General features: G+C 71.5%; 23 protein-coding genes. 2 read left to right on the plus strand and 21 right to left on the minus strand.

The annotated features are described in order from the left end of the window. The first annotated feature begins 127 nt into the window (after nt 1–127). Nucleotides 128–1,069, plus strand: a complete 942-nt coding sequence (gene rarD / locus AMIR_RS33030) for an EamA family transporter RarD (RefSeq protein WP_015805342.1) — start codon at nt 128–130, stop codon at nt 1,067–1,069. A 143-nt stretch (nt 1,070–1,212) separates the two neighbouring features. Here the strand turns inward: rarD and AMIR_RS33035 are convergent, their stop codons facing one another. The 17 genes from AMIR_RS33035 to AMIR_RS33115 all read right to left on the minus strand — a co-directional run bounded on the left by AMIR_RS33035 (nt 1,213) and on the right by AMIR_RS33115 (nt 21,204). Next, entirely contained in the window at nt 1,213–2,214 is a 1,002-nt protein-coding gene (locus tag AMIR_RS33035; RefSeq protein WP_015805343.1) for a polyprenyl synthetase family protein, read from the minus strand. Between the two features lie 21 nt (nt 2,215–2,235). Further along, a complete protein-coding gene (nuoN, locus tag AMIR_RS33040; protein WP_015805344.1) occupies nt 2,236–3,819 on the minus strand; it encodes an NADH-quinone oxidoreductase subunit NuoN in 1,584 nt (527 codons plus the stop codon). A gap of 1 nt (nt 3,820) precedes the next feature. Beyond that, nucleotides 3,821–5,383 carry an NADH-quinone oxidoreductase subunit M gene (locus tag AMIR_RS33045; RefSeq protein WP_015805345.1) on the minus strand — a complete coding sequence of 521 codons (1,563 nt, stop codon included), beginning with the start codon at nt 5,381–5,383 and terminating at the stop codon, nt 3,821–3,823. Next, a complete protein-coding gene (gene nuoL, locus AMIR_RS33050) occupies nt 5,380–7,287 on the minus strand; it encodes an NADH-quinone oxidoreductase subunit L (protein WP_041838600.1) in 1,908 nt (635 codons plus the stop codon). Before nuoL ends, AMIR_RS33045 begins: the two co-directional genes overlap by 4 nt. 37 nt (nt 7,288–7,324) lie before the next feature. Continuing rightward, a complete protein-coding gene (gene nuoK, locus AMIR_RS33055) occupies nt 7,325–7,624 on the minus strand; it encodes an NADH-quinone oxidoreductase subunit NuoK (protein WP_015805347.1) in 300 nt (99 codons plus the stop codon). Continuing rightward, the gene (locus AMIR_RS33060) at nt 7,621–8,454 is read right to left on the minus strand and encodes an NADH-quinone oxidoreductase subunit J (RefSeq protein ID WP_015805348.1); all 834 of its coding nucleotides are present in this window, start codon (nt 8,452–8,454) and stop codon (nt 7,621–7,623) included. The genes nuoK and AMIR_RS33060 overlap by 4 nt, the downstream gene beginning before the upstream one ends. Then, entirely contained in the window at nt 8,451–9,017 is a 567-nt protein-coding gene (gene nuoI / locus AMIR_RS33065) for an NADH-quinone oxidoreductase subunit NuoI (RefSeq protein WP_015805349.1), read from the minus strand. Before nuoI ends, AMIR_RS33060 begins: the two co-directional genes overlap by 4 nt. Continuing rightward, on the minus strand, nt 9,004–10,347 hold the full coding sequence (nuoH, locus tag AMIR_RS33070) for an NADH-quinone oxidoreductase subunit NuoH (RefSeq protein WP_015805350.1): 1,344 nt from the start codon (nt 10,345–10,347) through the stop codon (nt 9,004–9,006). Before nuoH ends, nuoI begins: the two co-directional genes overlap by 14 nt. Beyond that, nucleotides 10,344–12,791: an NADH-quinone oxidoreductase subunit G gene (locus AMIR_RS33075; protein WP_015805351.1), complete on the minus strand. Its 2,448-nt coding sequence runs from the start codon at nt 12,789–12,791 to the stop codon at nt 10,344–10,346. Before AMIR_RS33075 ends, nuoH begins: the two co-directional genes overlap by 4 nt. After that, nucleotides 12,788–14,083, minus strand: a complete 1,296-nt coding sequence (gene nuoF / locus AMIR_RS33080; RefSeq protein ID WP_015805352.1) for an NADH-quinone oxidoreductase subunit NuoF — start codon at nt 14,081–14,083, stop codon at nt 12,788–12,790. The genes AMIR_RS33075 and nuoF overlap by 4 nt, the downstream gene beginning before the upstream one ends. A gap of 9 nt (nt 14,084–14,092) precedes the next feature. Further along, nucleotides 14,093–14,857 (minus strand): NADH-quinone oxidoreductase subunit NuoE, encoded by a 765-nt coding sequence (gene nuoE / locus AMIR_RS33085; protein WP_015805353.1) that lies wholly within the window; start codon nt 14,855–14,857, stop codon nt 14,093–14,095. Continuing rightward, the gene (locus AMIR_RS33090) at nt 14,854–16,155 is read right to left on the minus strand and encodes an NADH-quinone oxidoreductase subunit D (protein WP_425358895.1); all 1,302 of its coding nucleotides are present in this window, start codon (nt 16,153–16,155) and stop codon (nt 14,854–14,856) included. The genes nuoE and AMIR_RS33090 overlap by 4 nt, the downstream gene beginning before the upstream one ends. A 146-nt stretch (nt 16,156–16,301) precedes the next feature. Beyond that, a complete protein-coding gene (locus AMIR_RS33095) occupies nt 16,302–17,060 on the minus strand; it encodes an NADH-quinone oxidoreductase subunit C (RefSeq protein ID WP_015805355.1) in 759 nt (252 codons plus the stop codon). A gap of 5 nt (nt 17,061–17,065) precedes the next feature. Continuing rightward, a complete protein-coding gene (locus tag AMIR_RS33100; RefSeq protein ID WP_015805356.1) occupies nt 17,066–17,614 on the minus strand; it encodes a NuoB/complex I 20 kDa subunit family protein in 549 nt (182 codons plus the stop codon). A gap of 11 nt (nt 17,615–17,625) precedes the next feature. Next, on the minus strand, nt 17,626–17,991 hold the full coding sequence (locus AMIR_RS33105) for an NADH-quinone oxidoreductase subunit A (RefSeq protein WP_015805357.1): 366 nt from the start codon (nt 17,989–17,991) through the stop codon (nt 17,626–17,628). Nucleotides 17,992–18,339: 348 nt separating this feature from the next. Further along, entirely contained in the window at nt 18,340–19,620 is a 1,281-nt protein-coding gene (locus tag AMIR_RS33110; RefSeq protein WP_015805358.1) for a geranylgeranyl reductase family protein, read from the minus strand. Between the two features lie 891 nt (nt 19,621–20,511). Continuing rightward, nucleotides 20,512–21,204 (minus strand): demethylmenaquinone methyltransferase, encoded by a 693-nt coding sequence (locus AMIR_RS33115; RefSeq protein WP_015805359.1) that lies wholly within the window; start codon nt 21,202–21,204, stop codon nt 20,512–20,514. A 157-nt stretch (nt 21,205–21,361) separates the two neighbouring features. Between AMIR_RS33115 and AMIR_RS33120 the strand changes: the two genes are divergently transcribed. After that, nucleotides 21,362–22,186, plus strand: a complete 825-nt coding sequence (locus AMIR_RS33120) for an inositol monophosphatase family protein (protein WP_015805360.1) — start codon at nt 21,362–21,364, stop codon at nt 22,184–22,186. A gap of 72 nt (nt 22,187–22,258) precedes the next feature. Here the strand turns inward: AMIR_RS33120 and AMIR_RS33125 are convergent, their stop codons facing one another. From AMIR_RS33125 to paaC, 4 genes are read right to left on the minus strand one after another with little or no spacing between them, the layout of a single operon-like run. Further along, a complete protein-coding gene (locus AMIR_RS33125; RefSeq protein ID WP_015805362.1) occupies nt 22,259–22,939 on the minus strand; it encodes a hypothetical protein in 681 nt (226 codons plus the stop codon). A 17-nt stretch (nt 22,940–22,956) separates the two neighbouring features. Continuing rightward, entirely contained in the window at nt 22,957–23,982 is a 1,026-nt protein-coding gene (locus AMIR_RS33130) for a 2Fe-2S iron-sulfur cluster-binding protein (RefSeq protein WP_015805363.1), read from the minus strand. Next, nucleotides 23,983–24,495, minus strand: a complete 513-nt coding sequence (gene paaD, locus AMIR_RS33135; RefSeq protein WP_015805364.1) for a 1,2-phenylacetyl-CoA epoxidase subunit PaaD — start codon at nt 24,493–24,495, stop codon at nt 23,983–23,985. Continuing rightward, nucleotides 24,492–25,445 (minus strand): 1,2-phenylacetyl-CoA epoxidase subunit PaaC, encoded by a 954-nt coding sequence (gene paaC / locus AMIR_RS33140; RefSeq protein ID WP_015805365.1) that lies wholly within the window; start codon nt 25,443–25,445, stop codon nt 24,492–24,494. Before paaC ends, paaD begins: the two co-directional genes overlap by 4 nt. Nucleotides 25,446–25,449: the final 4 nt, after the last annotated feature.

Below are 25,449 nucleotides of genomic sequence, written 5' to 3' on the forward strand. Positions count from 1 at the left end.
CGGAAGTGGAGCGGTGTAAAGCTACCTCGATCCCCCGCTCAACCACCCGCGGCTGCCGGGAACTCGCAGCTCCTCAAATGGTAGGTCATTCAGCTCAACGGACCAGCCGAAATGCCAGGCGTACAGTATGCCGGTGACGCCGTTGACGAACTCCAGCTCGATCTCGTCGAACACCAACGACACGAACAGGGGAATCGCTTACGGCGTAGGAGCATACGTGCTCTGGGGTGTGGTGCCCGCTTACTGGCCCCTCCTCGCGCCCGCCGGAGCGGTCGAGCTGCTGGCCCACCGCATCGTGTGGTCGCTGCTGTTCATGGCTCTCGTCACAGCCGCGCTGGGCAAGTGGGGCGCGCTGCGCGGACTCCCCCCGCGCTCGTGGCTGCTGGTCACCGCCGCGTCCGCGCTCATCGCGGTGAACTGGGGCGTCTACATCTACGCCGTCAACAGCGGCCGGGTGGTCGAGGCGGCCCTCGGCTACTTCATCAACCCGCTGTTCAGCGTGCTGCTGGCGGTGCTGGTGCTGCGGGAGCGGCTGCGGCCCGCGCAGTACGCGGCGATCGGCGTGGCGGGCGCGGCCGTGGTGGTGCTGGCGGTCGACTACGGAACGCTGCCGTGGATCTCGCTGGCGCTCGCGTGCTCATTCGCGTTCTACGGATTGATCAAGAAAACCGTGCCGCTGGATTCCACCGCGAGCCTCACCGCGGAGAGCGCGGTGATGACGCCGGTGGCTGTCGGTTACCTGTTGTGGTTGGGCTCGGCGGGGACGTTCACCGGACACGGCGCGGCGCACACCGCGTTGATGGTGTCGACGGGTTTGGTGACCGCCGTACCGCTGATGCTGTTCGGCGCGGGGGCGCGCCGGATTCCCATGATCACCTTGGGGATGCTCCAGTACCTGGCGCCGGTGTTGCAGTTCGCGTGGGGCGTATTCGTGATGCGCGAGCCGATGCCCGCGTCGCGCTGGTTCGGGTTCGCAATGGTGTGGGTCGCGTTGTTGCTTTTCACCGGTGACGCGGTGGTCCGCTCGCGCAAGCAGCGCAAGCTCCTCGCGGTCACCCTTCCGGTGTGATCGGGGTCTCCCCCGCCACTGCGGAATTCCGCGCCGAGGAGCACCCGCCCGGACGGTCCCGGAACGCCGGAACGGCGCCCCGCGCGGTGCGGGACGCCGTTCCGGAAGATCACACCGGGTCACCCCGGCGCTCCTGGCCCCGGCTAGCGGGACCTGCTGACCACGTACTCGCTCACCGACTCCAGCGCGTCGCGCGCCCGGCCCTCGGGGAGGACCGCCAGGCAGCTCCTGGCGCGGTCGGCGTACTCGTCCAGGGTCTTTCTGGCCCGCTGCAGGCCCGAGGACGCCCTGAGCAGCTCCAGGGCCTCCAGGACCTCCGCGTCGTCCTCGATCGGGGCGGCGAGCAGCCTGGCCAGCCGCGAGTCCGGCTCGTCCTGCAGCGCGTACAGCATGGGCAGCGTCTTGACGCCCTCGCGCAGGTCGGTGCCCGGCGTCTTGCCCGACTCCTCCGGCGGCGACGCGATGTCGATCACGTCGTCGGAGATCTGGAACGCCGAGCCGATCACGTCGCCGTACGCCTGGAGCGCCGCGACCTGCTCCTCGGTCGCGTCCGAGAACATGCCGCCGAAGCGGGCAGCGGTGGCGATCAGGGAGCCGGTCTTCTCGGCGATCGTGGTCAGGTAGTGCTCGACCGGGTCCTCGCCCTCGCGGGGGCCCATGGTCTCGCGCATCTGGCCGGTGACCAGCTCGCCGAACGTGCGCGAGATGGTCCTGGCCGCCTCCGTCCCGAGGTCGGCGACCAGCGTCGAGGCGTGGGCGAACAGGTAGTCGCCGGTGAGGATGGCGATGCTGTTGTTCCACTTGGCGTTGGCCGACGCCGCGCCCCGGCGCATGGTGGCCTCGTCCATGACGTCGTCGTGGTACAGGGTGGCCAGGTGGGTCAGCTCGACCACCGCGGCGGCCTTGACGACGCTCTCCCGGTCCCAGGACGGGCCGAACTGGGCGGCCAGGATCGTGAAGAGGGGGCGGATGCGCTTGCCACCCGCCTCCACCAGGTGCAGCGAGGTCTCCATCACCGGGTTGAACTCGCTGCGGACGACCTCCCGCAGGATCCCCTCGACCTCGTCCAGGCCGCTCTGCACAACCTCCGCGAGCACGGGGTCCGCAAACCGGAACCCCGTCCCCGCCCGCTCGCTACTGGTCACGGTTGGAAGCCTACGTACCGACTAGAAGATGAACTGGCCGGACCCCGCCCAATCGAGGGCGAAGGCGGGCCAGACCCCGAGCACCAGCGTGATCACCGCGCCGAGCGTGATCGACGCGGTGGTGAAGGCGCCGGGGACGGTCACGGTCGGGCCGTCCGCCGCGGGCTCGCTGAAGTACATCAGCACGATCACCCGCAGGTAGAAGAACGCCGCGATGGCGCTCACCACCAGCGCGAACACCACGAGCGGGGCCATGCCCGCGTCGATCGCCGCCGCGAACACCACGAACTTGCCGATGAACCCGCTGGTGAACGGGATGCCCGCGAGGGCGAGCAGCAGGAGCGTGAAGACCGCGGCCGTGATCGGCGAGCGCTTGGCCAGCCCGGCCCACTGGGACAGGTGGGTGGCCTCGCCGTCGGCGTTGCGGACCAGGCTGACCACGCCGAACGCGGCGATCGTGGTGAAGCCGTAGGCCGCGAGGTAGAACATGGTCGCCGACAGGCCCTCGGGGGTGAGCGCGATCGCGCCGACGAGCAGGAAGCCCGCGTGCGCCACCGAGGAGTAGGCGATCATGCGCTTGACGTCGGTCTGGGTCAGGCCCAGCACCGCGCCGATGACCATCGACACGCCGGCGAGGACCGCCAGGACGACGTTCCACTCCCAGCTGGAGCCCTGGAAGGCCACGTGCAGCACCCGCAGGATGCCGCCGAAGGCCGCGACCTTGGTGCAGGCCGCCATGAAGGCGGTGACCGGGGTCGGGGCGCCCTGGTAGACGTCCGGGGTCCAGGCGTGGAACGGGCCGACCGAGGCCTTGAACAGCAGGCCCACCACCAGCAGGCCGAAGCCCGCGTACAGCAGCGTGTCGGACCGGTCGGTCGCGGCGGTCGCGGCGGCGATGTCCACCAGCTTCACCGAGCCGGAGTAGCCGTAGAGCAGCGCGACGCCGTAGAGGAAGAACGCCGAGGCGAACGCGCCGAGCAGGAAGTACTTCACCGCGGCCTCCTGCGAGAGCAGGCGGCGACGGCGGCCGAGGCCGCACAGCAGGTACAGCGGCAGCGAGAGCACTTCCAGCGCGATGAACATGGTGAGCAGGTCGTTCGCCGCGACGAAGACCATCATGCCGCCGAGGGCGAACAGGGTGAGCGGGAACACCTCGGTCTGCATGACCGAGGCGACCGCGCGCGCCCTCGTCGCCACGGCGCCGCCGCCACCGCCCTGGCCGCCTGCCTGGGGCTCGGGGGCGAACGCGCCGCCGGGCTCGACCGAGCGGTCGGCGATGAGCAGCAGCGAGCCGACCGCGAGCAGCAGCAGCGTGCCCCACAGGAAGACCACCGGCGGGTCGACCGCGATGGCGCCCGAGAAGGTCACCACCCCGCGGTCGACGGTGTCGGCCGCGCCGCCGTGCACGATGAGCGCGCCCGCCGCGCCCGCGAGCGCGAGCACGGTGAGCACGACCTGGGCGGGCCAGCGGGACTGCTTGGGCAGGAACGCCTCCAGCAGCACGCTGACGCAGGCGGCGCCGAGGATGACGAGCACGGGCGCGACGGCCCCGTAGTCGATCTCCGGGACGGTGAGCCGCTCCACTTGAGCGAGGATCGTCGTCACGTCACTTGCCTTCCTGCGCGACCGGGTCGGCCACCCCGACCTCGCTGAGCGTCGCCCCGACGGACGGGGTGATCACGTCCAACACCGGCTTCGGGTAGAAGCCGAGCACCAGGATCAGCGCCACCATCGGCGCGAGAACCGCGATCTCCCGCTTGTTCAGGTCGGGGACGCTCGCGCGCTCCGGGTCGGTGGTGGCGCCGGGGCCGCCGGTCGCCCCGATCAGCGCGGTGCCGCGCACCGGGCCCTGGAAGATGCGCTGGTAGAGCCAGAGGATGTACAGCGCGGCGAGCACCATGCCGAGCGCCGCGATCACGGTGTAGACGGGCTCGTTCGGGAAGGAGCCGATCAGCACCAGGAACTCGCTGACGAACGAGCTGGTGCCGGGCAGCGCCAGCGAGGACAGGCCGGCGATGAAGAACAGGCCCGCCAGCACGGGGGTCAGCTTCGCCATGCCGCCGTAGTCCTCGATCAGGCGGGAGCCGCCGCGCGCCATGACCATGCCCACGACCAGGAACACCATGCCGGTGGAGATGCCGTGGTTGACCATGTAGAGCACCGAGCCCGCGCCCGCCTGCGAGCTGAACGCGAAGATGCCCAGCGCGATGAAGCCGAAGTGCGCGATCGAGGTGTAGGCCACGAACCGCTTCATGTCGGACTGGCCGACGGCGAGCAGCGAGCCGTAGACGATGCCGACCACCGCGAGCACGAGCACCAGCGGCGCGAGCTCCTTGCTGGCCGCAGGGAACAGCGGCAGGCAGTAGCGCAGGAAGCCGAAGGTGCCGATCTTGTCGAGCACGCCGACGAGCAGCACGCCCGCGCCGACCGGGGCCTCCGCACCGGCGTCGGGGAGCCAGGTGTGCAGCGGGACCAGCGGCGCCTTGATGGCGAAGGCCACGAAGAAGCCGAGGAACAGCCAGATCTGGGTGGACAGCGGGGCCTCGCGCGTCGCGGTGACGAGCGTGGCCCAGTCGAACGTGCCCTTGCCGAGGGTCTGCGCGCTGGTGACGTACAGGCCGATCACCGACGCGAGCATGACGAGCCCGCCGAGCAGGGAGTAGAGGAAGAACTTCATCGCCGCGTACTGCCGGTTCGCGCCGCCGAAGCGGCCGATGAGGAAGTACATGGGGACGAGGACGCCCTCGAAGAACACGTAGAACAGGAAGACGTCCGTGGCGGCGAAGACGCCGACCATGCCTGCTTCCATGACCAGCAGCAGCGCGAAGAAGCCGCCCGCCGTGCGGCCCTCGGGCAGCTTGTCCGCCCAGGAGCCGCCGATGACCACCGGCACCAGGAAGGCGATCAGGGCGATCATCACCAGGGCGATGCCGTCCACGCCGAACGACAGGTGCACCCCGAAGTTCGGGATCCACTCGACCGAGCTGGTCAGCTGGAGGCGGTCGCCCCCCGGCTCGTAGGCGGCCCAGGCCAGCCCGGCGAGCACGAGCTCGCCGAGCGAGAACGCCAGGGCGGCGAGCTTGGCGAGGCGGTCGTCGCCGCGCAGCAGCACCACGACCAGGCCGCCGACCAGCGGCAGCAGGAGCATTGCGATCAAGGTCCAGCTCACGAGAACCTCACCATCAGCAGTGCGCCCAGGACGAAGATCGAACCCAGGAGCATCGAGAGCGCGTAGGAGCGCACGAAGCCGGTCTGCAGCCTGCGCAGCCTGCCCGAGCTACCGCCCAGCAGCGCCGCGGAGCCGTTGACCAGCCCGTCGACGCCCTTGTTGTCCACGAACACCAGCGCGCGGGTCAGCCAGGTGCCCGGACGCGCGAACAGCGCCTCGTTGAGCGCGTTCCCGTACAGGTCGGCGCGCGCGGCGCGGACCGGGAAGGACACCCGCTCGGGGCGCTCCACCGGCTGCGGCTTGCGGCCGAACAGCACGTAGGCCAGGACCGCGCCCGCCGCCGAGAGGGCGAGGACGAGGGCGTTGACCGCGCCGTGGCCGAGCACGCCGTGCTGCTCCTGCAGCTCGCCGACCACGGGGGCCAGCCAGTTCGCGAGGTTGTCGCCGCTGCTGAGGAAGAAGCCCGCGCCGACCGAGCCGATCGCCAGCACGACCATCGGCGCGGTCATGCTGACCGGCGACTCGTGCGGGTGGTACTCGCGGCCGTCCGCCGACTTGAGGTCCTCCCAGCGGGGCTTGCCCAGGAACACCAGGACCAGCAGGCGGGTCATGTAGAACGCGGTCAGGAACGCGCCCAGCGCCGCGACGCCGCCGAACACCCAGCCGCGCCAGCCGTGCTCGCTGAAGGCCGCCGCGATGATGGCGTCCTTCGAGAAGTAGCCGGACAGGAACGGGAAGCCGATGAGCGCCAGGTAGCCCAGCGCCCAGGTGGCGAAGGTGATCGGCATCTTCTTGGCCAGACCGCCCATGCGGCGGATGTCGCCCTCGTCGTTCATGCCGTGCATGACCGAACCGGCCCCGAGGAACAGGCCCGCCTTGAAGAAGCCGTGCGTGATCAGGTGCATGATGCCCAGCGCGTAGCCGAACGGGCCGAGGCCCACGGCCAGGACCATGTAGCCGATCTGGCTGACCGTCGAGTAGGCCAGGACCTTCTTGAAGTCGTCGTACGCGCAGCCGATGAGGCAGCCGATCAGCAGCGTGAACGCGCCGATGGCCATGACGACCAGGCGGCCGTCCTCGGTGAGGTTGTAGAGCGGGTTGGAGCGGGCGACGAGGTAGACGCCCGCCGTGACCATGGTCGCGGCGTGGATGAGCGCCGACACCGGGGTGGGGCCCGCCATGGCGTCCGGGAGCCACGCCTGGAGCGGGAACTGGCCGGACTTGCCGCACGCGCCGAGCAGCAGCAGGAGCGTGATGGCCAGGACCGTCCCGGACGACAGCTCGTCGACGCGGGAGAACACCTCGGTGTACTGGGTGGTGCCCAGCTCCTTGAACATGATGAAGATGGCGATCGCCAGACCCAGGTCGCCGACCCGGTTCATCAGGAACGCCTTCTTCGCCGCGCTGCCCGCCTCGGGCTTGTGCTGGTACCAGCCGATGAGCAGGTACGAGGCGAGACCGACGCCCTCCCAGCCGAAGTACAGGGTCACGAAGCCGTTGCCCAGCACCAGCAGGAGCATGGCGGCGACGAAGAGGTTCAGGTAGGCGAAGAACTTCCGCCGTCCCGCCTCGTGGGCCATGTAGCCGATCGAGTAGACGTGGATCAGGGAGCCGACGCCGGTGATCAGCAGCACGAAGGTCAGCGACAGCGGGTCGAGCCGAAGCGCGAACTCGACGTTCAGGGCCTCGACCGGCACCCAGTCGAACAGGTGCAGCTCGCTGGAGCGCTCCTCGGGGCTGAGCCCGAGGGTGCTGAAGAACAGGGCGAGGCCGTAGGCGAACGACGCGACGACGGTGGTGGTGCCCAGCAGGTGGCCCCACCTGTCGGTGCGCTTGCCGCCGAGCAGGAGCACGGCGGCGCCGAACGCGGGGAGTGCTAGGAGCAACCAGGCGAGAGCACCGATCCCGCCGGCGTCAACAGGTTCCGTCACCGGTGACCTCTCAGTACTTCAGCAGGTTGGAGTCGTCGACCGAGGCCGAGCGACGCGACTTGAAGATCGCCATGATGATCGCCAGGCCGACGACGACCTCGGCTGCGGCGACCACCATCACGAAGAACGCCATCACCTGGCCGTCGAGCTGCCCGTTGACGCGGGCGAAGGTGACCAGGGTGAGGTTCACCGCGTTGAGCATCAGCTCGACGCACATGAACACGACGATGGCGTTGCGCCGCACGAGAACGCCCACCGCGCCGATGCTGAACAGCAGGGCGGAGAGCAGCAGGTAGTAGGTGGGGGTCACGACTCTCCCTTAAGAGCGCGCGCGTCCGCCTGGTGCCCGCTGCCCGCCACGTCCGTGACGTCCCCGTCGAGGCGCGACCGGTCGGTCGTCTCGATCAGCTCGGACAGCGATTCCTTGGCGACCGAACCGTCGGGGAGCAGCGCGGGCGTGGCCACCGAGTTGGCGGTGGCGAACACGCCGGGGCCGGGCAGCGAGCCGGGGCGGTCGCCCCGGAAGCGCTCCACGACCAGCTCGCGCTGCGACTTCTTGGTCTCCCGGATCTTCGAGGTGAACGCCAGGACCATCGCGCCGACGGCGGCGGTGATCAGCAGCGCCGAGGTCAGCTCGAAGGGGAACAGGTAGTCCGTGAAGATGCGGGCTCCGATGTTGGCGACGTTGCCGCCGCCGGTGGTGTTGGCCTCCACCAGGCCGACCGGCTGGACCTCGGTGAGGGCGCGGGCCAGCGCGCCGACCACGAGGCCGCCGAAGCCGAGGCCGAGCACGGCGGCGGCGAGCCGCTGGCCGCGCAGGACCTCGACGACGGAGTCGGAGCTGTCCCTGCCGACGAGCATCAGCACGAACAGGAACAGCATCATGATCGCGCCGGTGTAGACGATGATCTGCACGAAGCCGAGGAACGGCGCCTGCTGGACCATGTACAGGCCGCCGAGGCTGAGCATGGTCATGACCAGCCAGAGCGCCGAGTGCACGGCGTTGCGGGCGAACAGCATCCCCAGCGCGCCCGCGAGGGCGAGCGGGCCGAGCACCCAGAAGGCGGCGGCCTCGCCGGTGGACACGACGTCCGCGGCGGGCTGGACCACCCCCGGCTGGGCCAGGAACTGGGAGATCACTTGCGCGCCTCCTCGGGGCCGTTCTCCACCAGCGCGCCGTCGGGCACGCCCGCCTTGCGGGCCAGCTCGGGGCCGTTCACGTAGTAGTCCTGCTCGTCGGAGCCGAGCCGCATGGGGTGCGGCGGCTGCTCCATGCCCGGCAGCAGCGGGGCGAGCAGGTCCTCCTTGGTGAAGATGAGCTTCTGCCGGTCGTCGTCCGCCAGCTCGAACTCGTTGGTCATGGTGAGCGACCGGGTGGGGCAGGCCTCGATGCACAGGCCGCAGCCGATGCACCGCAGGTAGTTGATCTGGTAGTCGGCCCCGTAGCGCTCACCGGGGGAGAAGCGGGCCTCCTCGGTGTTGTCCCCGCCCTCGACGAAGATCGCGTCGGCGGGGCAGGCCCAGGCGCACAGCTCGCAGCCGACGCACTTCTCCAGCCCGTCCGGGTGCCGGTTGAGCTGGTGGCGGCCGTGGTACCGCGGCGCGGTGACCTTCTTGACCTCGGGGTACTCCTCGGTGACGACCTTCTTGAACATCGTCGAGAAGGTCACGCCGAAGCCCTTGACGGGATCAAGCATCCCCATCGCTGGCCTCCTTCTTGGCGGTCGTTGCCGCTGCGGGCTCCTTGGCCGCAGAGCCGTTGCTCCCGGCGGGGCTGCCGTCGGGCAGCTCGGCCACCCGCACCTGGCGGCGGGGCGGCGGCTTGGGCACTGCGAGGTCCAGCGGGGGCACGGGGAAGCCGCCACCGGTGACCGGCACCGCGTCGGGGTCGACCCGCTCGCGGTTGTCCGGTAGCAGGAACGCGACCAGCAGGGCCGCCGCGAGCACCGCGCCGAACACCGCCAGCACGGTCGGGGCCCCGAGCGTCCCGGCCTCGATCTCGGTGCGGACGTAGCGGGCGAACGCCACCGCGACGAACCAGACGAGCGCGATCGGGACGAGGACCTTCCAGCCCAGCTGCATGAACTGGTCGTAGCGCAGGCGGGGGAGCGTGCCGCGCAGCCAGATGAACAGGAACAGGAACGCCAGGGTCTTGAGGACGAACCAGACCAGGCCGAGCCAGCCGTTGTTCAGGAAGTGGTCGTCGTCGACGAACGGGAAACGCCAGCCGCCGAGGAACAGCGTGGTCGCCAGCGCCGAGACGGTCACCATGTTGATGTACTCGGCGAGGAAGAACAGCGCGAACTTGAACGAGCTGTACTCGGTGTGGAAACCGCCGACCAGCTCGGACTCGGCCTCGGGGAGGTCGAAGGGCGCGCGGTTGGTCTCGCCGACCATGGAGATCACGTAGATGACGAAGCTGACCGGCAGCAGGTAGAAGAACCAGCCGCTGGTCTGCGCGTCGACGATGTCCGCGGTGGACAGCGACCGGGAGTTCATCACCACGGCGATGATCGACAGGCCCATCGCGATCTCGTAGGAGATCACCTGCGCGGCCGAGCGCAGCGCGCCCAGCAGCGGGTAGGGCGAGCCGGAGGACCAGCCGCCGAGGACGATGCCGTAGACGCCGATCGAGGAGCAGGCCAGCACGACCAGCACGCCGACCGGGAGGTCGACCAGCTGGAGGGCGGTCTGCTCGCCGAAGATGCTGACCTGGCCGCCGATCGGGATGACCGAGAAGGCGGTGAAGGCCGGGACGCAGGCGATGACCGGCGCGATGAAGTACACCCACTTGTCCGCGAGGACGGGGCGCACCTCCTCCTTGAACGCCAGCTTGATGCCGTCGGCCAGCGACTGGAGCCAGCCGCCGGGGCCGTTGCGGTTGGGGCCGGGGCGCTGCTGCATCCGCCCGACGACCTTGCGCTCCCAGACGATCATGAACAGGGTCATGAGGACCAGGAAGGCGAAGACGCCGACGACCTTGACCAGGACCAGCCAGACCGGGTCGTCAGCGATGAGTTCTGCGGTGCTCATGCCCTGCCTCCGGGAGAAACGGCCACCACGGAACCGTGGCCTGCCACGAGGGTCCGGCGGACGGTCGACTCGCCCGAGTTGCCGGGCAGCCACACCACGCCGTCGGGCAGGTCCGCCACCGCGACGGGCAGCACGACCTCACCCCGCTCGGTCGAGACGGTGACCTCGGCGCCGGGCACGACGCCCAGGTCGCGCGCGGTCGCCTCGGACAGCCAGGCCGCGGTGGGCCGGGCGGTGCCCTTCAGGTTCGGCTCGCCGTCCTGCATGGACCCGTTGTCCAGCAGCCTGCGCCAGGTCGCCAGCACCGCCTGCCCGCTCTTGGGCTGGGGCAGCAGCGGCGCGCTGACCGTCGGCGCGCCCGCCTGGGCGGTGCCCCGGCCGAGTCGCGCGAGGTCGGCGGCCGCGGCGGCGGGGGTCTGGGTGAACAGGTCGGCGTCCATCTCGACGGCCAGGGTGTCGAGCACCCGGCCGTCGGGCAGCGCGCCGGTGCCCTCCAGGGTCAGCGCGAACTCGCGGCGGCGGCCCTCCCAGTTGAGGAACGTGCCGGACTTCTCCACGGCGGGCGCGATCGGCAGCACCACGTCGGCGTGCGCGGTCGCGGCGCTGGGCCGCAGCTCCAGGCTCACCACGAACTTCGCGGCGGACAGCGCCTGCTCGGCGAGCGCGGGGTCGGGCAGGTCGAACGGGTCGACGCCCGCCACCAGCAGCGCGTCGAGCCCGCCCGAGGCGGCCTCGGCGAGGATGCCGGAGGTGTCGCGACCGGGCTTGGCGGGCAGCGAACCGGCCGCGAGGCCCCACGCCCGCTCGACCTCGGCGCGCGCGGCGGCGTCCGAGACGAGCCGTCCGCCGGGCAGCAGGGTCGGCAGCAGACCGGCTTCGAGCGCGCCCCGCTCACCGGCGCGGCGCGGCACCCAGGCCACCTTCGCCCCGGTGCGCCTGGCCAGCGCGGCCACCGCCGAGTACAGGCCGGGGACCTCGGCGGCGCGCTCGCCGACCATGATCACCGAGCCGGGCTCGCCGAGCAGCGCCACCACGTCGGAGGCGTGCTCGGGCAGCGCGTTCAGCGCGGCGGGCTCGCCGCCGGGCACGCAGGCCAGCAGCGTGCCGAGGGTCTTCTCCACGGCCGGGGTGGTGAACTGGCCGAGGTGGAAGACCTTCGTGCCGCGCTTGCGGGCGGCCTTGCGCAGCCGCAGGAAGACGACCGGGGCCTCCTCCTCGGGCTCGAACGCCACCAGCAGCGCGGCGGGCGCGGCCTCGATGCCCTTGAAGGTCACCCCGCCGGTCTCCGGCGTCACGCCGAGCACGGTGGAGGTCAGGAAGTCGACTTCCTCGGCCGAGTGCGGCCGGGCCCGGAAGTCGACGTCGTTGGTGCGCAGCGCGATGCGGGCGAACTTGCTGTAGGCGTAGGAGTCCTCCAGCGTGAGCCGACCGCCCGCGAGCACGCCGACGCCCTTGCCGTCGCGGGCCTGCGCGAGGCCCTTCGCGGCGACCTGGAGCGCCTCGGTCCACGAGGAGGGCCGCAGCTCACCGCTCTCGTCGCGCACCATGGGCCGGGTGAACCGGTCCTCCTGGGTGGCGTAGCGGAAGGCGAAGCGGCCCCGGTCGCAGATCCACTCCTCGTTGACCTCGGGGTCGTCGCCCGCCAGCTTGCGCTGCACCTTGCCGCGCCGGAAGTCGGTGCGCTCGGCGCAGCCCGACGAGCAGTGCTCGCACACGCCGGGGGTGGACACCAGGTCGAACGGGCGGGCCCGGAACCGGTAGGCGGCGCTGGTGAGCGCGCCGACCGGGCAGATCTGGATGGTGTTGCCGGAGAAGTACGACTGGAACGGCTTCTCCTCGGCCACGCCGATCTGCTGCTGCGCGCCGCGCTCCAGCAGCTCGATGAACGGGTCGCCCGCGATCTGCGCCGAGAACCGGGTGCAGCGCTGGCAGAGCACGCAGCGCTCCCGGTCCAGCAGCACCTGGGTGGAGATGGCGATCGGCTTCGGGAAGGTCCGCTTCGGCTCGACGAACCGCGAGTCGGCCCGACCGTGCTTGAGCGCCTGGTTCTGCAGGGGGCACTCGCCGCCCTTGTCGCAGATCGGGCAGTCCAGCGGGTGGTTGATCAGCAGCAGCTCCATCACGCCCTGCTGCGCCTTGTCGGCGACGGGCGAGGTGAGCTGGGTCTTGACGACCATGCCGTCGGCGACGGTCATGGTGCAGGAGGCCTGCGGCTTCGGCATGGGCCGACCGCCCATCTCGACCTCGACCAGGCACTGGCGGCAGGCGCCAGCGGGCTCCAGCAGCGGGTGGTCGCAGAAGCGCGGCACCACGATGCCCAGCCGCTCCGCGGTGCGGATCAGCAGCTCGCCCTTGGGGGCGACGACGTCGGACCCGTCGATGACGAGCTTGACGTGGCCCTCGGGGACCACGACCTCCGAGCTCTTGTCCGGCGCGATGGTCATGCGCTTGCTCCCGCCAGTTCGGTGGCCTTGAGCTTGGCTGCGTTGCTGTCGCACAGGGCCAGGAACTCGTCCTTGAAGTACTTGATGCCGCTGGTGATCGGGCTGACGGCGCCGTCGCCGAGCGCGCAGAAGGAGCGCCCGAGGATGTTCGAGCAGACGTCGAGCAGCGTGTCGATGTCGCTCGGGGTCCCCTCGCCGCGCACCATCCGCTGCAGGGTCTTGGTCAGCCAGTAGGTGCCCTCGCGGCAGGGCGTGCACTTGCCGCAGGACTCGTGCTTGTAGAACTCGGTCCACTTCATGACCGCCCACGGGACCGACACGGTCTCGTTGAAGATCTGGACGGCCGTGGTGCCGAGCATGGAGCCCGCCTCGGCGACGCCCTCGAAGTCGAGCGGCACGTCGAGGTGCTCCGCGGTGAACAGCGGGGTGGACGAGCCGCCCGGCGTCCAGAACTTCAGCGGGACGCCGTCCTTCATGCCGCCCGCCATCTCCAGCAGCGTGCGCAGCGTGGTGCCCATGGGGGCCTCGTACTGGCCGGGCCGCTCGACGTGGCCGGACAGCGAGTAGATCTTCGGGCCGGGCGAGCGGTCGCGGCCCATGGTGCGGAACCAGTCGGAGCCGCCGTTGACCACGTAGGGAACCGACGCGATGGTCTCGACGTTGTTCACCACGGTGGGCGAGGCGTACAGGCCCGCGGTCGCCGGGAACGGCGGCTTGAGCCTGGGCTGGCCACGACGCCCCTCGAGGGAGTCGAGCAGCGCGGTCTCCTCGCCGCAGATGTAGGCGCCCGCGCCGGCGTGGACGACGAGGTCCAGGTCGAAGCCGCTGCCGAGGATGTCCTTGCCGAGGTAGCCCGCCTCGTAGGCCTCGCGCACGGCGGCGTTGAGCCTGCGGATGACGTGCAGCACCTCGCCGCGCACGTAGATGGCGGCGAAGTTGGCCCGGATGGCGTAGGAGGTGATGATGATGCCCTCGACCAGCGAGTGCGGGTCGGCCATCATCAGCGGGATGTCCTTGCAGGTGCCCGGCTCGCCCTCGTCCGCGTTGATGACGAGGTAGTGCGGCTTGCCGTCGCCCTGCGGGATGAAGCCCCACTTCATGCCCGTGGGGAAGCCCGCACCGCCGCGACCGCGCAGCCCGGAGTCCTTGCACTGCTGGATGAGCTGGTCGGGGTGGACCTTGAGCGCCTTGCGCAGCGCCGTGTACCCCTCCAGCTGCTCGTAGGTCTTCAGCGTCCACGAGCGCGGCGACAGCCAGCGCTTGGTGAGGACGGGAGTCAGGTTGTCGACCATCTCACTCACCTACTTCTTCTCCGGCAGCGGCGGGAACTCCGCCTTCTCCGGCATGGCGGGCGCGGTCCAGCCGCGCTCGGCCGCCAGGGAGGCTCCGCGCAGCGTCTCGGGGGCGGCGGACGGGCCGTCCAGGTCGGCGTCCCTGCCCTCGAAGAAGCCCGCGAGCTGGAGCTCGGCCTGCCGGAAGTCGGTCAGCGGGGCGCCGCGCGTCGGGTGCGGCTTCTCCCCCGCCTGCAGGGACTTCACCATCTCCAGCGCGCCGTCGGGCGTCTGGTTGTCGAAGTACTCGTAGTTGACCTGAACGACCGGGGCGAGGTCGCAGGCCGCGAGGCACTCGGCGTGCTCCAGCGTCACCGAACCGGGGGCGCCGGGCTCGCCGGAGGTCTCCTCGTGGCCGAGCGGCTTGCCGTCCGCGCCGAGGTGGTCGCGCAGCTTCGCGTAGATGTCGTCGCCGCCGAGGGCCGCGCACAGCGTGTTGGTGCACACGCTCACCAGGTGCTCGCCGCAGGGCTTGCGCTTGTACATCGTGTAGAAGGTCGCGACCGCGCTGACCTCGGCGGCGCTCAGGTCGAGCAGGTCGGCGCAGAAGGCGATGCCCGCCGTGCTGACGTGCCCCTCGACCGACTGCACGAGGTGCAGCATCGGCAGCAGCGCGGACCTGGGCACGGGGTAGCGGGCGATGATCGCCCGCGCCCGGTCGGTGGTCCCCTGGTCGAAGACGACCGCGCCGGGGCCCTGCTCGCCCGTGGTCTCGGGTTCCTGAATCTGGGTCATCGGTCACACCCACCCATCACCGGGTCGAGGGAGGCCACCGAGGCGATCACGTCGGCGACCATGCTGCCCTCGCACATCGCGGGCATCGCCTGGAGGTTCACGAAGCTGGGTTCGCGCACGTGCACGCGCATCGGCCTGGTGCCGCCGTCGGAGACGACGTGGAAGCCCAGCTCGCCGCGCGGCGACTCGACGGGCACGTACACCTGCCCGGCGGGCACGTGGAAGCCCTCGGTCACCAGCTTGAAGTGGTGGATGAGGGACTCCATGGACTGGCCCATGATCTTGCGGACGTGCTCCAGCGAGTTGCCCATGCCGTCGCTGCCGATGGTCAGCTGCGCGGGCCAGGCGACCTTCGCGTCGGCGACCATGACCGGGCCGGGCTCGCGCAGCCGCTCGACCGCCTGCCGGACGATCTTGAGCGACTGGTGGATCTCCTCCAGCCGCAGGCGGTAGCGGGCGAAGCAGTCGGCCTCGTTCGCGGTGGGGACCTCGAACTCGTAGTTCTCGTACCCCGAGTACGGCTCGACCTTGCGCAGGTCCCACGGCAGGCCCGCGGAGCGCAGCGGCGGACCGGTGATGCCGAGCGCGAGGCACGCGTCCACGGGCAGGTAGCCGACGCCCGAGAGGCGGTTGCGCCAGATCGGCTGGCCGGTGAGCAGCTTGTCGTAGTCCGGGAGCCGCGAGTCCATCACCTTCAGGAAGGCCAGGACCTTCTCGGCGGTGTCGGCGGGCAGGTCCTGGGCGAGGCCGCCGGGGCGGATGAACGCGTGGTTCATGCGCAGGCCGGTGAGGTGCTCCAGCAGGTGGAGGACCTCCTCGCGCTCGCGGAAGCCCGCCGTCATGCCGGTGAGGGCGCCCAGCTCCATGCCGCCGGTGGCCAGCGCCACCAGGTGCGAGCTGACCCGGTTGAGCTCCATCAGCAGGACCCTGGCGTCCTGGGCGCGCTGCGGGACCTCGATGCCGAGCAGCTTCTCCACGGCGAGGCAGTAGGCCGCCTCGCTGTGCAGGGGCGCCAGGTAGTCCATGCGCGTCACGAACGTGACGCCCTGGGTCCAGGTGCGGTACTCGGTGTTCTTCTCGATGCCGGTGTGCAGGTAGCCGATGACGCTGCGGGCCTGGGTGACGGTCTCGCCCTCCAGCTCCAGCACCAGCCGCAGCACGCCGTGCGTCGACGGGTGCTGGGGGCCGAGGTTCATGACGATGCGCTCGTCGCCCGCCGCCTCGGCGAGCACCTCGTCCCAGTCGCCGCCGGTCACCGTGTAGACGGTGCCCTCGGTGGTCTCGCGGGAGTCGGCCATGCCGGGGGCGGCGTCGGGGGACGCGGCGCCGGTGGCGTGGCCGGAAGTGGGGTCGTTCTCGGTGGTGGTGGTCGCCCCGGCGTCGTCGGAGGGCGCGCCCTCAGCCGACGTGTCGGTGCCGTGGGTGACGTCGGACAGCCGTTCGCTCATGAGTAGGACCGCCTCTGGTCGGGCGGGGGGATCTCCGCGCCCTTGTACTCGACCGGGATGCCGCCGAGGGGGTAGTCCTTGCGCTGGGGGTGACCGTCCCAGTCGTCCGGCATCAGGATGCGGGTCAGTCCGGGGTGACCGTCGTAGACGATGCCGAACATGTCCCAGGCCTCGCGCTCCTGCCAGTCCGTCGTCGGGTAGACGGAGACCAGGCTGGGCACGTGGGCGTCGTCGACGTCGACGGCGACCTCCAGGCGGATGCGCCTGCGGTAGGTCATCGACGTGAGGTGCACGACGGAGTGCAGGCGCTGCGGGGCCTCGGGGCCGTAGTCCACGCCGGACAGCGAGCTGCACAGCTCGAAGCGCAGCGCCGGGTCGTCGCGCAGGAGGCGGGCGACGTCCACCAGGTGCTCGCGGCGCAGGAAGAAGGTGATCTCCCCGCGGTCGACGGTGATCTGCTGGATCGCGTCGGCGGGCAGGCCCTGCTCGCCCATGGCCGCGAGCAGCTCGTCGACGAGCTCGTCGAACCAGCCGCCGTAGGGGCGCTCGGAGGGGGCGGCCACGTGCGCGGGCAGCTTGAGCCCGCCGAAGCCGGAGGTGTCGCCGCTGCCCGCCACGCCGAACATGCCGGTGCGGTTGCGGCCCGAGACGACGCCGCCGCGCGCGAGGTGCTCCTCGTGCTGGGCCTGCGACATGTCGGCGGAGCTGAGCGCTCCCCCCGAGTCGGGCGCCGGGGTCTTGTCTTCGTCTGCCATGCCGGTCACTTCCTCGCGAACCGCTGGGACGACGGGATGAGCTCCGTCTTGTGGCCGGAGGCGGCCAGCTGCGCGGCGCGTTTGGGCCCGAGGGGCTCGTCCATGATCTTCGCGTGGATCTTGAGGATCGCGTCGATCAGCATCTCGGGGCGGGGAGGGCAGCCGGGCAGGTACATGTCGACCGGGACGATGTGGTCGACGCCCTGCACCACGGCGTAGTTGTTGAACATGCCGCCGGAGGACGCGCACACGCCCATGGCCAGCACCCAGCGCGGCTCGGGCATCTGGTCGTAGATCTGGCGGAGCACCGGCGCCATCTTGTTGGTCACCCGGCCCGCGACGATCATCAGGTCGGCCTGGCGCGGCGAGGCCCTGAAGACCTCCATGCCGAACCGGGCCAGGTCGTAGCGGGGGGCGCCGGTGGTCATCATCTCGATCGCGCAGCACGCCAGACCGAACGTGGCAGGCCACAGCGAGGACTTCCGGGTCCAGTTGACCAGCTTCTCGACGCTGACCAGCAGGACCCCGTTGGGGAGCTTCTCCTCGAGACCCATCTGAATACCCTTCAGTTCCAGTCGAGCCCACCGCGTCGCCACACGTACGCGTAGGCGAAGCCGAGGGTCCCGACGAACAGGGCGATCTCCACCAGGCCGAACAGGCCGAGCCGGTCCGCGGAGACCGCGAACGGGTAGAGGAACACCATCTCGATGTCGAACAGGATGAACAGCATCGCCGTGAGGTAGTAGGCGATCGGCATACGACCGCCGCCCACGACGGGCTGGGGGGAGGGTTCGATCCCGCACTCGTAGGCGTCCATCTTGGCGCGGTTGTAGCGGCGAGGTCCGATGTACGGAGCGATCGTCGCCGAGAACAGCGCGAAGGCCGCGGCGAGTGCGAACATCAATACGAGGGGGAGATAGGGCTGGAGCACTCTCCGACGTCCTTTCCTCGCTGTCGCTGTGCAGGCGGAGCCCTGCTCGGTTGCAGCACCCTAGGTGCGTTCTGCCGAGCCCTGGAAGTTAGGCGTGCCTAACAATCCGCAGGTCGCTTGTGAAAGCCTTCACAAAGTCCGACAGACGGTTGTGAAGTGATTCACATGACCCGGACCCCAGTCTAGAACTCCCCAGAACGGACGAACAGCCACCCCCAGTAACCTTCGTGACCTGCGAAAACACGCACGGTAGGCGGGCGACAGCGGCGCGGGAAGGCCGAGCTGGTTCGTAGAAAAAGGAAACAGCGCCGATCCGGGAATCGGCGCTGCTTCGTTCGGGCGAGTCGGTTAAGCCGTTGGAGCCATCTTCGTCGCCGCCGTGATGACGCGGTCGAAAGCGTCCCCGTCCTTCGGGTCGTATAGCCCAGCGAGCAGCTTCAGCACAAGTTTCATAAGGCCCTTGCGCGGAAGTCCGTACTTGGTCGCGGTGCTCATGATCGTGGGGTTGCCGATGAGCTTGCTGAAGATGTTCCCGAGCCGGTAGTAGCTGCCCAGCGCCTGCTCGATGCGCACCGGGTAGCCGTGCAGCGCGCGCTCCCGGCTGGGGCCGTCCGGCCTGGCCATGGCCTGCACGACGGTCTCCGCGGCGATCTTGGCGGACTCCATGGCGTAGCCGATGCCCTCGCCGTTGAACGGGTTGACCATGCCGCCGGCGTCGCCGACCAGCAGCAGCCCGTTGCTGTAGTGCGGCTTGCGGTTCAGGCCCATGGGCAGGGCGGCGCCGCCGATGCGGCTGGTGGCGTTCTCCTCGCGGAAGCCCCACTCCTCGGGGGTGCCGTCCAGCCAGGACTTGAGCAGCGCGCGGTAGTCCGTGGTGCCGTACGCCTTGGAGGTGCTCAGGATGCCCAGGCCGACGTTGACCGTGCCGTCGCCCATCCCGAAGATCCAGCCGTAGCCGGGGAGCAGCACGTTGTTCTTGCGGTCCCACAGCTCCAGGTGCGACTCCAGGTGGTCGTCCTTGGTGCGGGGGCTCGCGTAGTAGCGGCGCACCGCGACGCCCATCGGCTTCGCGTCGTCCTTCTGCAGGCCCACCGACAGCGCCAGACGCGCGGACACGCCGTCGCAGGCCAGGACCAGCGGCGCGCGGTAGGTGACCGGCTCCTTGTCCTTGCCGACCTTGGCCGTCACGCCCACCACCCGGCCGCGCTCGACGACCGCGCCGGTGACGTTGTTGTTCTCCTTGAGCCGCGCCCCCGCCTCGACGGCGGCCTTGGCCAGCATGTCGTCGAAGTCCTGCCGGGGCCGCACCACGCCGTAGGGCGGGAACGAGGCCAGCTCGGGCCAGGCCAGCTCCATGGTGACCCCGCCGCCGACCACGCGCAGGCCCTTGTTGTGCAGCCAGCCCGCCTCCTCGCGGGTGTCGATGCCGAGGTCGATCAGCTGCTTGACGCCGCGCGGGGTCAGCCCGTCCCCGCAGACCTTCTCGCGGGGGAAGCTGCCCTTCTCCAGGAGCAGCACGTCGAGACCTGCCCGCGCCAGGTAGGTGGCGGCGGTCGAGCCCGCGGGACCCGCGCCGACCACGATCACTTCGGCGTCCTCGTCCGCCCTGCGGCGGCTGGGAGTCGTCATCCCCGCTCCTTGTGCACTTGTTCACAAACCTGTGGTCGGGAGTCTACTGACCCGGAACCGGACGAGACCGGACATGACCGGCGCTCCGGGGGCGGGAGCGGGGGCGTCGGGTGGGGGATCACCTGGTGGTTCCCGGTGCGGGTGGGTGAGCGGGGTGGTGGTGCGGGAGGGGGCGCGGGGCGGGCGGCGGGTGCGGGAGGGGTGGCGCGGGGCCGGGTGGCGCGGCGGCGCGGGGCGGGCGGGTGGCGGCGCGGCGCGGGTCGGGCGGGGTGGCGGCGCGGGTCGGGCGGGGTGGCAGTGCGGGTCGGGCGGGGTGGCAGTGCGGGTCGGGCGGGGTGGCAGTGCGGGTCGGGCGGGGTGGCGCGGTGCGTCGGCGCGGGTGGGGCCGGGTCGGGCGGGCGGTGGCGGGTGTGCTGGGCGGGACTTCGGGGGCGCGGCGCGGGGCGGCGGGAGGCCGAAGTCGGGGCGCGGAGGTCCGAAGCTCGGGTTTCACGGTGGCGCAGGCCACACTTTTGGCCCAGGGACCTCGGTCCAGGGGGTTGTCGGGATCTTGGTCCCGGTTCGGCCGCGGGCGGCGGAGTGGCGAGTTTTGCGGCGTGCGTCACGCTCAGCGACGGTTCGGGGTGGCTCGGCCCATCGGGTCCCGCCCGCCTCACCCCCTCGCCTTCGGCGCTCGCGGCTCCGCTGGCGAGTCTGCCGTCCCCCGACGCGTCCGCAGGCGCTGCCTGCGGGGTCGGTCCGCGCGGGTAGCGGCGCACCCCGATCGGGGCCGCCGCTGCGCTTCGGTGGTTCGGTGTCGCCGGTCCCGACGTCGCCGGTCCCGACGTCTCCGGGTCTCGACGTCGCCGGGTCCCCACGTCGCCAGGTCTCGACGTCGCCGGGTCGCCGGGGTCAGTCGAGGGGCTTGACCGCGCGGTGGAGCGCGACCAGTCCTCCGGTCAGGTTGAACCAGGCGACGTCGTCCCAGCCCGCGCGGGCGACGATCTCGCCGAGCGCGCGCTGGTCGGGCCAGGTGGCCATCGACTCGGCGAGGTAGTTGTAGGCGACCGGGTTGGAGGACACCCGCTTGGCGACCACCGGCAGGACCTTCAGCAGGTGCCGCTTGTACACCGCGCGGAACGGTCCGAAGGTCGGGCTGGACACCTCGCACACCACGAGCCTGCCGCCGGGGCGCACGACCCGCGCCATCTCCCGCAGCGCAGCCTCGGTGTCCTCGAAGTTCCGCAGGCCGAACGAGACCGTGACCGCGTCGAAGGCCCCGTCGCGGAAGGGCAGGTGCAGCGCGTCGGCGGCGACCTTCGGCACCGGGCGCTTGGCCCCGCCGCGCAGCATCCCGAGGGAGAAGTCGGCGGCGACGCACCAGGCGCCCGACTCGCCGTACTCGACCGTGGACACCGCGGTGCCCGCGGCCAGGTCCAGCACCTTCTCACCGGGGCGGGCGTCCAGCACCCGCCTGCTCCACTCCCGCCAGCGCCGGTCGAACCCCAGTGTCATGACGGAGTTGGTGCGGTCGTAACCCTCCGCCACGCCGTCGAACATCTCGGCGACCTCGCGGGGGTTCTTGTCCAGACCTGCGCGCGACATGTGTGAAGACTAAGTGACGCGGCGGGGTGTTCTCACCTCGCACGTCACTCTCGGTGGTGTGAACGGCGTCGGAACAGCGCGTGTCGTGCTTGACGTTCGTCGCCGCTTCACCGGGAGGTCGCGTCGCGGACACCAGGAGCGGTGACACTAGGTCGGCATGACGGTCTTGTCGTCCCGCCCGACCCAGCCAGCCGATCCCGGCCTGGTGTCGCTGGCCCTCGAAGTGGCGGGTCGCCTGGCCAACGACGCCTCGGATGTGATCATGGCGACGGCCGGTCGCGGAGCGCGACCGGACGAGGACACCTCACCCTTCGACTGGGTGACGGACACCGACCGGACCCTGGAGCGGCACACCCGGCGCGTGCTGACCGCCGAGTTCCCGGCGATCCCGGTGTTCTGCGAGGACTCGGCGAGCCCGGTGGCGGTGGACGCGGAGTACCGGTGGGTGGTCGACCCGGTGGACGGCGGCGCGAACTACGTGGCAGGGGTGCCGTGGTGCGCGTACAGCCTGGCGCTGGTGGACCGCTGGGGCCCGGTCGTGGGCGTGGTCGCGGACCCGTACCGGGCGCAGATCTACGCGGCGGCGCGGGGGCGCGGGATGCGCGCGAACGGCACGCCGGTGCGGCTGGGCGACAAGCCGCCGAACGCGATCGTGTGCACCGAGATGACGCGGACGGGCCCGTGGCCGGGGATGGGCGAGTTCATCTCGCGCGCGGCGGGGGCGGGGACGGGCGTGCGGGTGCTGGGCTCGAAGGCGCTGGCCGTGGCGCAGGTGGCCCTGGGCCACGCGGCGGCGGCGGTGCTGGACAGCTACCACGAGTGGGACGTGGCGGGGGCGGTGTCCCTGGCCGTCGAGTCGGGCGCGGCGGTCCTCGACCGCCGGGGCGACGACGCGAGACTGCCGGAGGACGGCCTGCTCGTCGCGGCGCCGGAGGTGGCGGAGGAGGTGCTGGGGTGGTGGCGGTCGTCGATGGTGCGGTGAGCGGGGCCGGGCGGTTCCCGACGACGGCGCCGCGCGACCGGTTGCCGGGTTCCGCGCTGTCCGAAGTCCGCTTCACCTCAGCGTGAGGTTCGGCACCTGCTGCTCCAGCATCTCCAGGTGCACCCGCGCCGACACGAGGTCGGGTTGCTGCACCAGCTTCAGCGCCACTCGCCCGGCCTCGTCCTCGAACGCCGTGAAGTCCTTCACCGCCGCCGCGAGCCGCTGGCTCACCGGGTGGTCCTGGGCGCTCGCCTCCAGGGCTCGACCCAGGTCCGCGATGCGGCGGACGTCGTTCAACTCGGCCGCGAACTGGTGCACGATCCGGTTCAGCCACTCCGCGCCCGCCGAGCGGGGCACGGTCGCCGCCGCCGCAGCCACCCGCTGCACAGACAGCTCGCACCGGCCGACCATCGCGCCCCACCGGTCCATGGAGGCCGCACGCGCCGGGGGCGGGGCCACCGGCGGGGTCATCAGAGGCGGGGTCATCAGCGGCGGGGTCATCAGCGGCGGGGGCTGCGGAAAACGCTGCGCCCCCGGCGCGGGCCACTGCGGGTGCGGCGGCAGCCGCGTCACGCTGTCGCGGCGGCGGACGGTGCCGATCGTCAGACCGACCAGCGCTCCGGGGACGCCTCCCGTGAGCACCGACATGAACACCAAGGGGACGAAGAATCCGGACAACCCGATGACGCCTGCGTAGAAGAGCAGCATCACCAGCGACCCCGCCGCCAAACCGCCCAGCACCCAGTTGCGCATCAACCGATGGTGCCAGATCAAGCGTCGTAATCGACCCGGATCGGCCCGGACACCGGCATCGACTGGCAGGTCAGCACGAACCCCGCCGCCACCTCGTGCGGCTCCAGGGCGTAGTTCCGGCGCATCCGCACCTCACCCGTCACCAGCCTCGCCCGGCACGTCCCGCACACCCCGCCCCGACACGCGAACGGCAGGTCGCCGCGCACGTGCTGGGCCGCCTCCAGCACCGGCACGTCGCCGGGCAGCTCGACCGGGGTCTCGCGGCCGTCCAGCACCACCACCCCCGGCACGAAGTCCTCCAGCACCCGCTCCGGCCGGTTCGGCGGGGGCGGGGGCTCGTCGACGTGGAACAGCTCGTGGTGCACGCTGCCCTCCGGCGCGCCGAGGCCCTCCAGCACCTTCCGCGCGTCCTTGACCAGCCCGTGCGGCCCGCACAGCCACCACTGGTCGACGTCCCCGGCGGGCACCACGCCGGTCAGCAGCGCCGACAGCCTGGCCGCGTCGAGCCTGCCGCTGAACAGCTCCACGTCCCTCGGCTCCCGCGACAGCACGTGCACGAGCTGGAACCGCCCCCGGTGCCGGTCCTTCAGGTCGGCCAGCTCGTCCGCGAACATCACCGTGTCGCTGCGCCGGTTGCCGTAGACGAGGCTGACCCGCGCCCCGCGCTCCAGCTCGGTCGCCGCGATCGACAGCGCGGGCGTGATGCCCGACCCGGCCACGACCAGGCCGTGGTGCTCGCCGCCGGACGGGGTGAAGCGGCCCTGCGGGGTGCCGACGCTGAACACGTCGCCGACCCGCGCCCGGTCGACCAGCCGCACCGAGAACAGCCCGCCGTCGACCCGCCGCACGCCGATGCGCAGCGGTTTCCCCTCCCCCGCGCAGATCGAGTACGACCGGTGCTCGTCCCCGTCGCGCAGCGCCACGTGCTGCCCTGCCCGGAACGCGTACTCCCCGGCCAGCTCGGGCGGCACGTCGAAGGTGACCGCGACGGCGTCCGCGCACAGCCGCTCGACGGCGGAGACCGCCAGCTCGTGGAAGGGCATCTAGATCTCCTTGACGTGCTCGAAGGGCTCCGCGCAGGCCAGGCAGCGGCGCAGCGCCTTGCACGCGGTCGCGCCGAACCGGGACAGCTCCTCGGTGCGGGCCGACCCGCAGCGCGGGCACGGCACCCGGCCGGGCGGCGGCGCGAGGTTCAGCGGCACGGGGCCGACCGGGCGCGGGCCGATCCGGGACGGCGGCGCGATGCCCGCCTCGCGCAGCTTGCGCAGGCCGTCCTCGGTGATCCAGTCGGTGGTCCACGCCGGGTGCAGGCTGGTGCGCACCTCGACCTCGGCGAACCCGGCGGCCACCAGCCCGCGCCGCAGGTCGGCGCCCATCTCGTCCACGGCGGGGCAGCCCGAGTAGGTGGGGGTGATGGTGACCAGGACCCGCCCGTCGCGCTCCACGACCTCGCGCAGCACGCCCAGGTCGGCCAGGGTCAGCACGGGCAGCTCGGGGTCGAGCACCGCCGAGGCGACCTCCAGCGCGGACGGACCTGGCGGGCGCGGGCCGCTCACCAGCGCGCCCCCGGCAGCGACCGGTGCACGTGCTGGAGCTCCGCCAGCAGGTACCCCATGACCTCGGTGTGCACCCCGTCCCGCCCGCCGCGTCCGGCGACCAGCGCGGCGGGCGCCGGTTCGGGCCTGGTCAGCCCGCCCGCCGCGCACACCGCGTCCAGCACCCCGTCCACCTCGGCGCGCAGTTCCCCCGGATCGACCGCGACCCCGGTGAGCCGCAGCTCCACCGGGTGCGCGGTGAACAGCTCCTCCAGGTACGGCCGCACCCGCTCCAGCCCGGCCTGCATCCTGCGGTGCGACTCGTCCGTGCCGTCGCCGAGCCGCACGGCCCACTGCGCCGCGTGGTCCCGGTGGTACGCCAGCTCCTTCACGCCCTTGGCCGCGACCGCCGCGAGCACCGGGTCGGCGCTGCCGCGCAGCCGCTCGAACGCCGCGAGCCGCCACGAGGACAGCACCAGCAGCCGGGCGGTCGTGGTGGCGAAGTCGCCGCCCGCGAACGGACCGCACTCGATCTCCGCCAGGTGCACGTTGCGGAACTCGCGCTCGTCGCGCAGGTAGGCCAGCGCGTCCTCGTCCCGCCCGGCGCCCTCGACCTCGCCCGCCCTGGTCAGCAGCAGCCTGGCCTGCCCGAGCAGGTCGAGCGCGATGTTGGCCAGCGCGACGTCCTCCTCCAGCTCGGGCGCGCGCGAGCACCACTGGGCGAGCCGCTGGGACAGCACGAGCGCGTCGTCGCCGAGCATCAGGCAGTAGGCGGCCAGGTCGCCCCGGTCCACCCCGTCCGGCACGTCCCGCCCGACGCCCGCGAGCGGTTCGGCGAAGCCGGTGCCGAACGCCCAGTTCCCGCCACCGCCCCACTCGCCGTCGTCCGCGAGGTCGGCGAGCCCGTGCCCGTCACCGGCGCCGCTCTGCCCACCGGAACTGCTCTGCTCACCGGAACTGCTCTGCTCCACGGCG

This window comes from Actinosynnema mirum DSM 43827 (assembly GCF_000023245.1).
Taxonomy (GTDB): domain Bacteria; phylum Actinomycetota; class Actinomycetes; order Mycobacteriales; family Pseudonocardiaceae; genus Actinosynnema; species Actinosynnema mirum.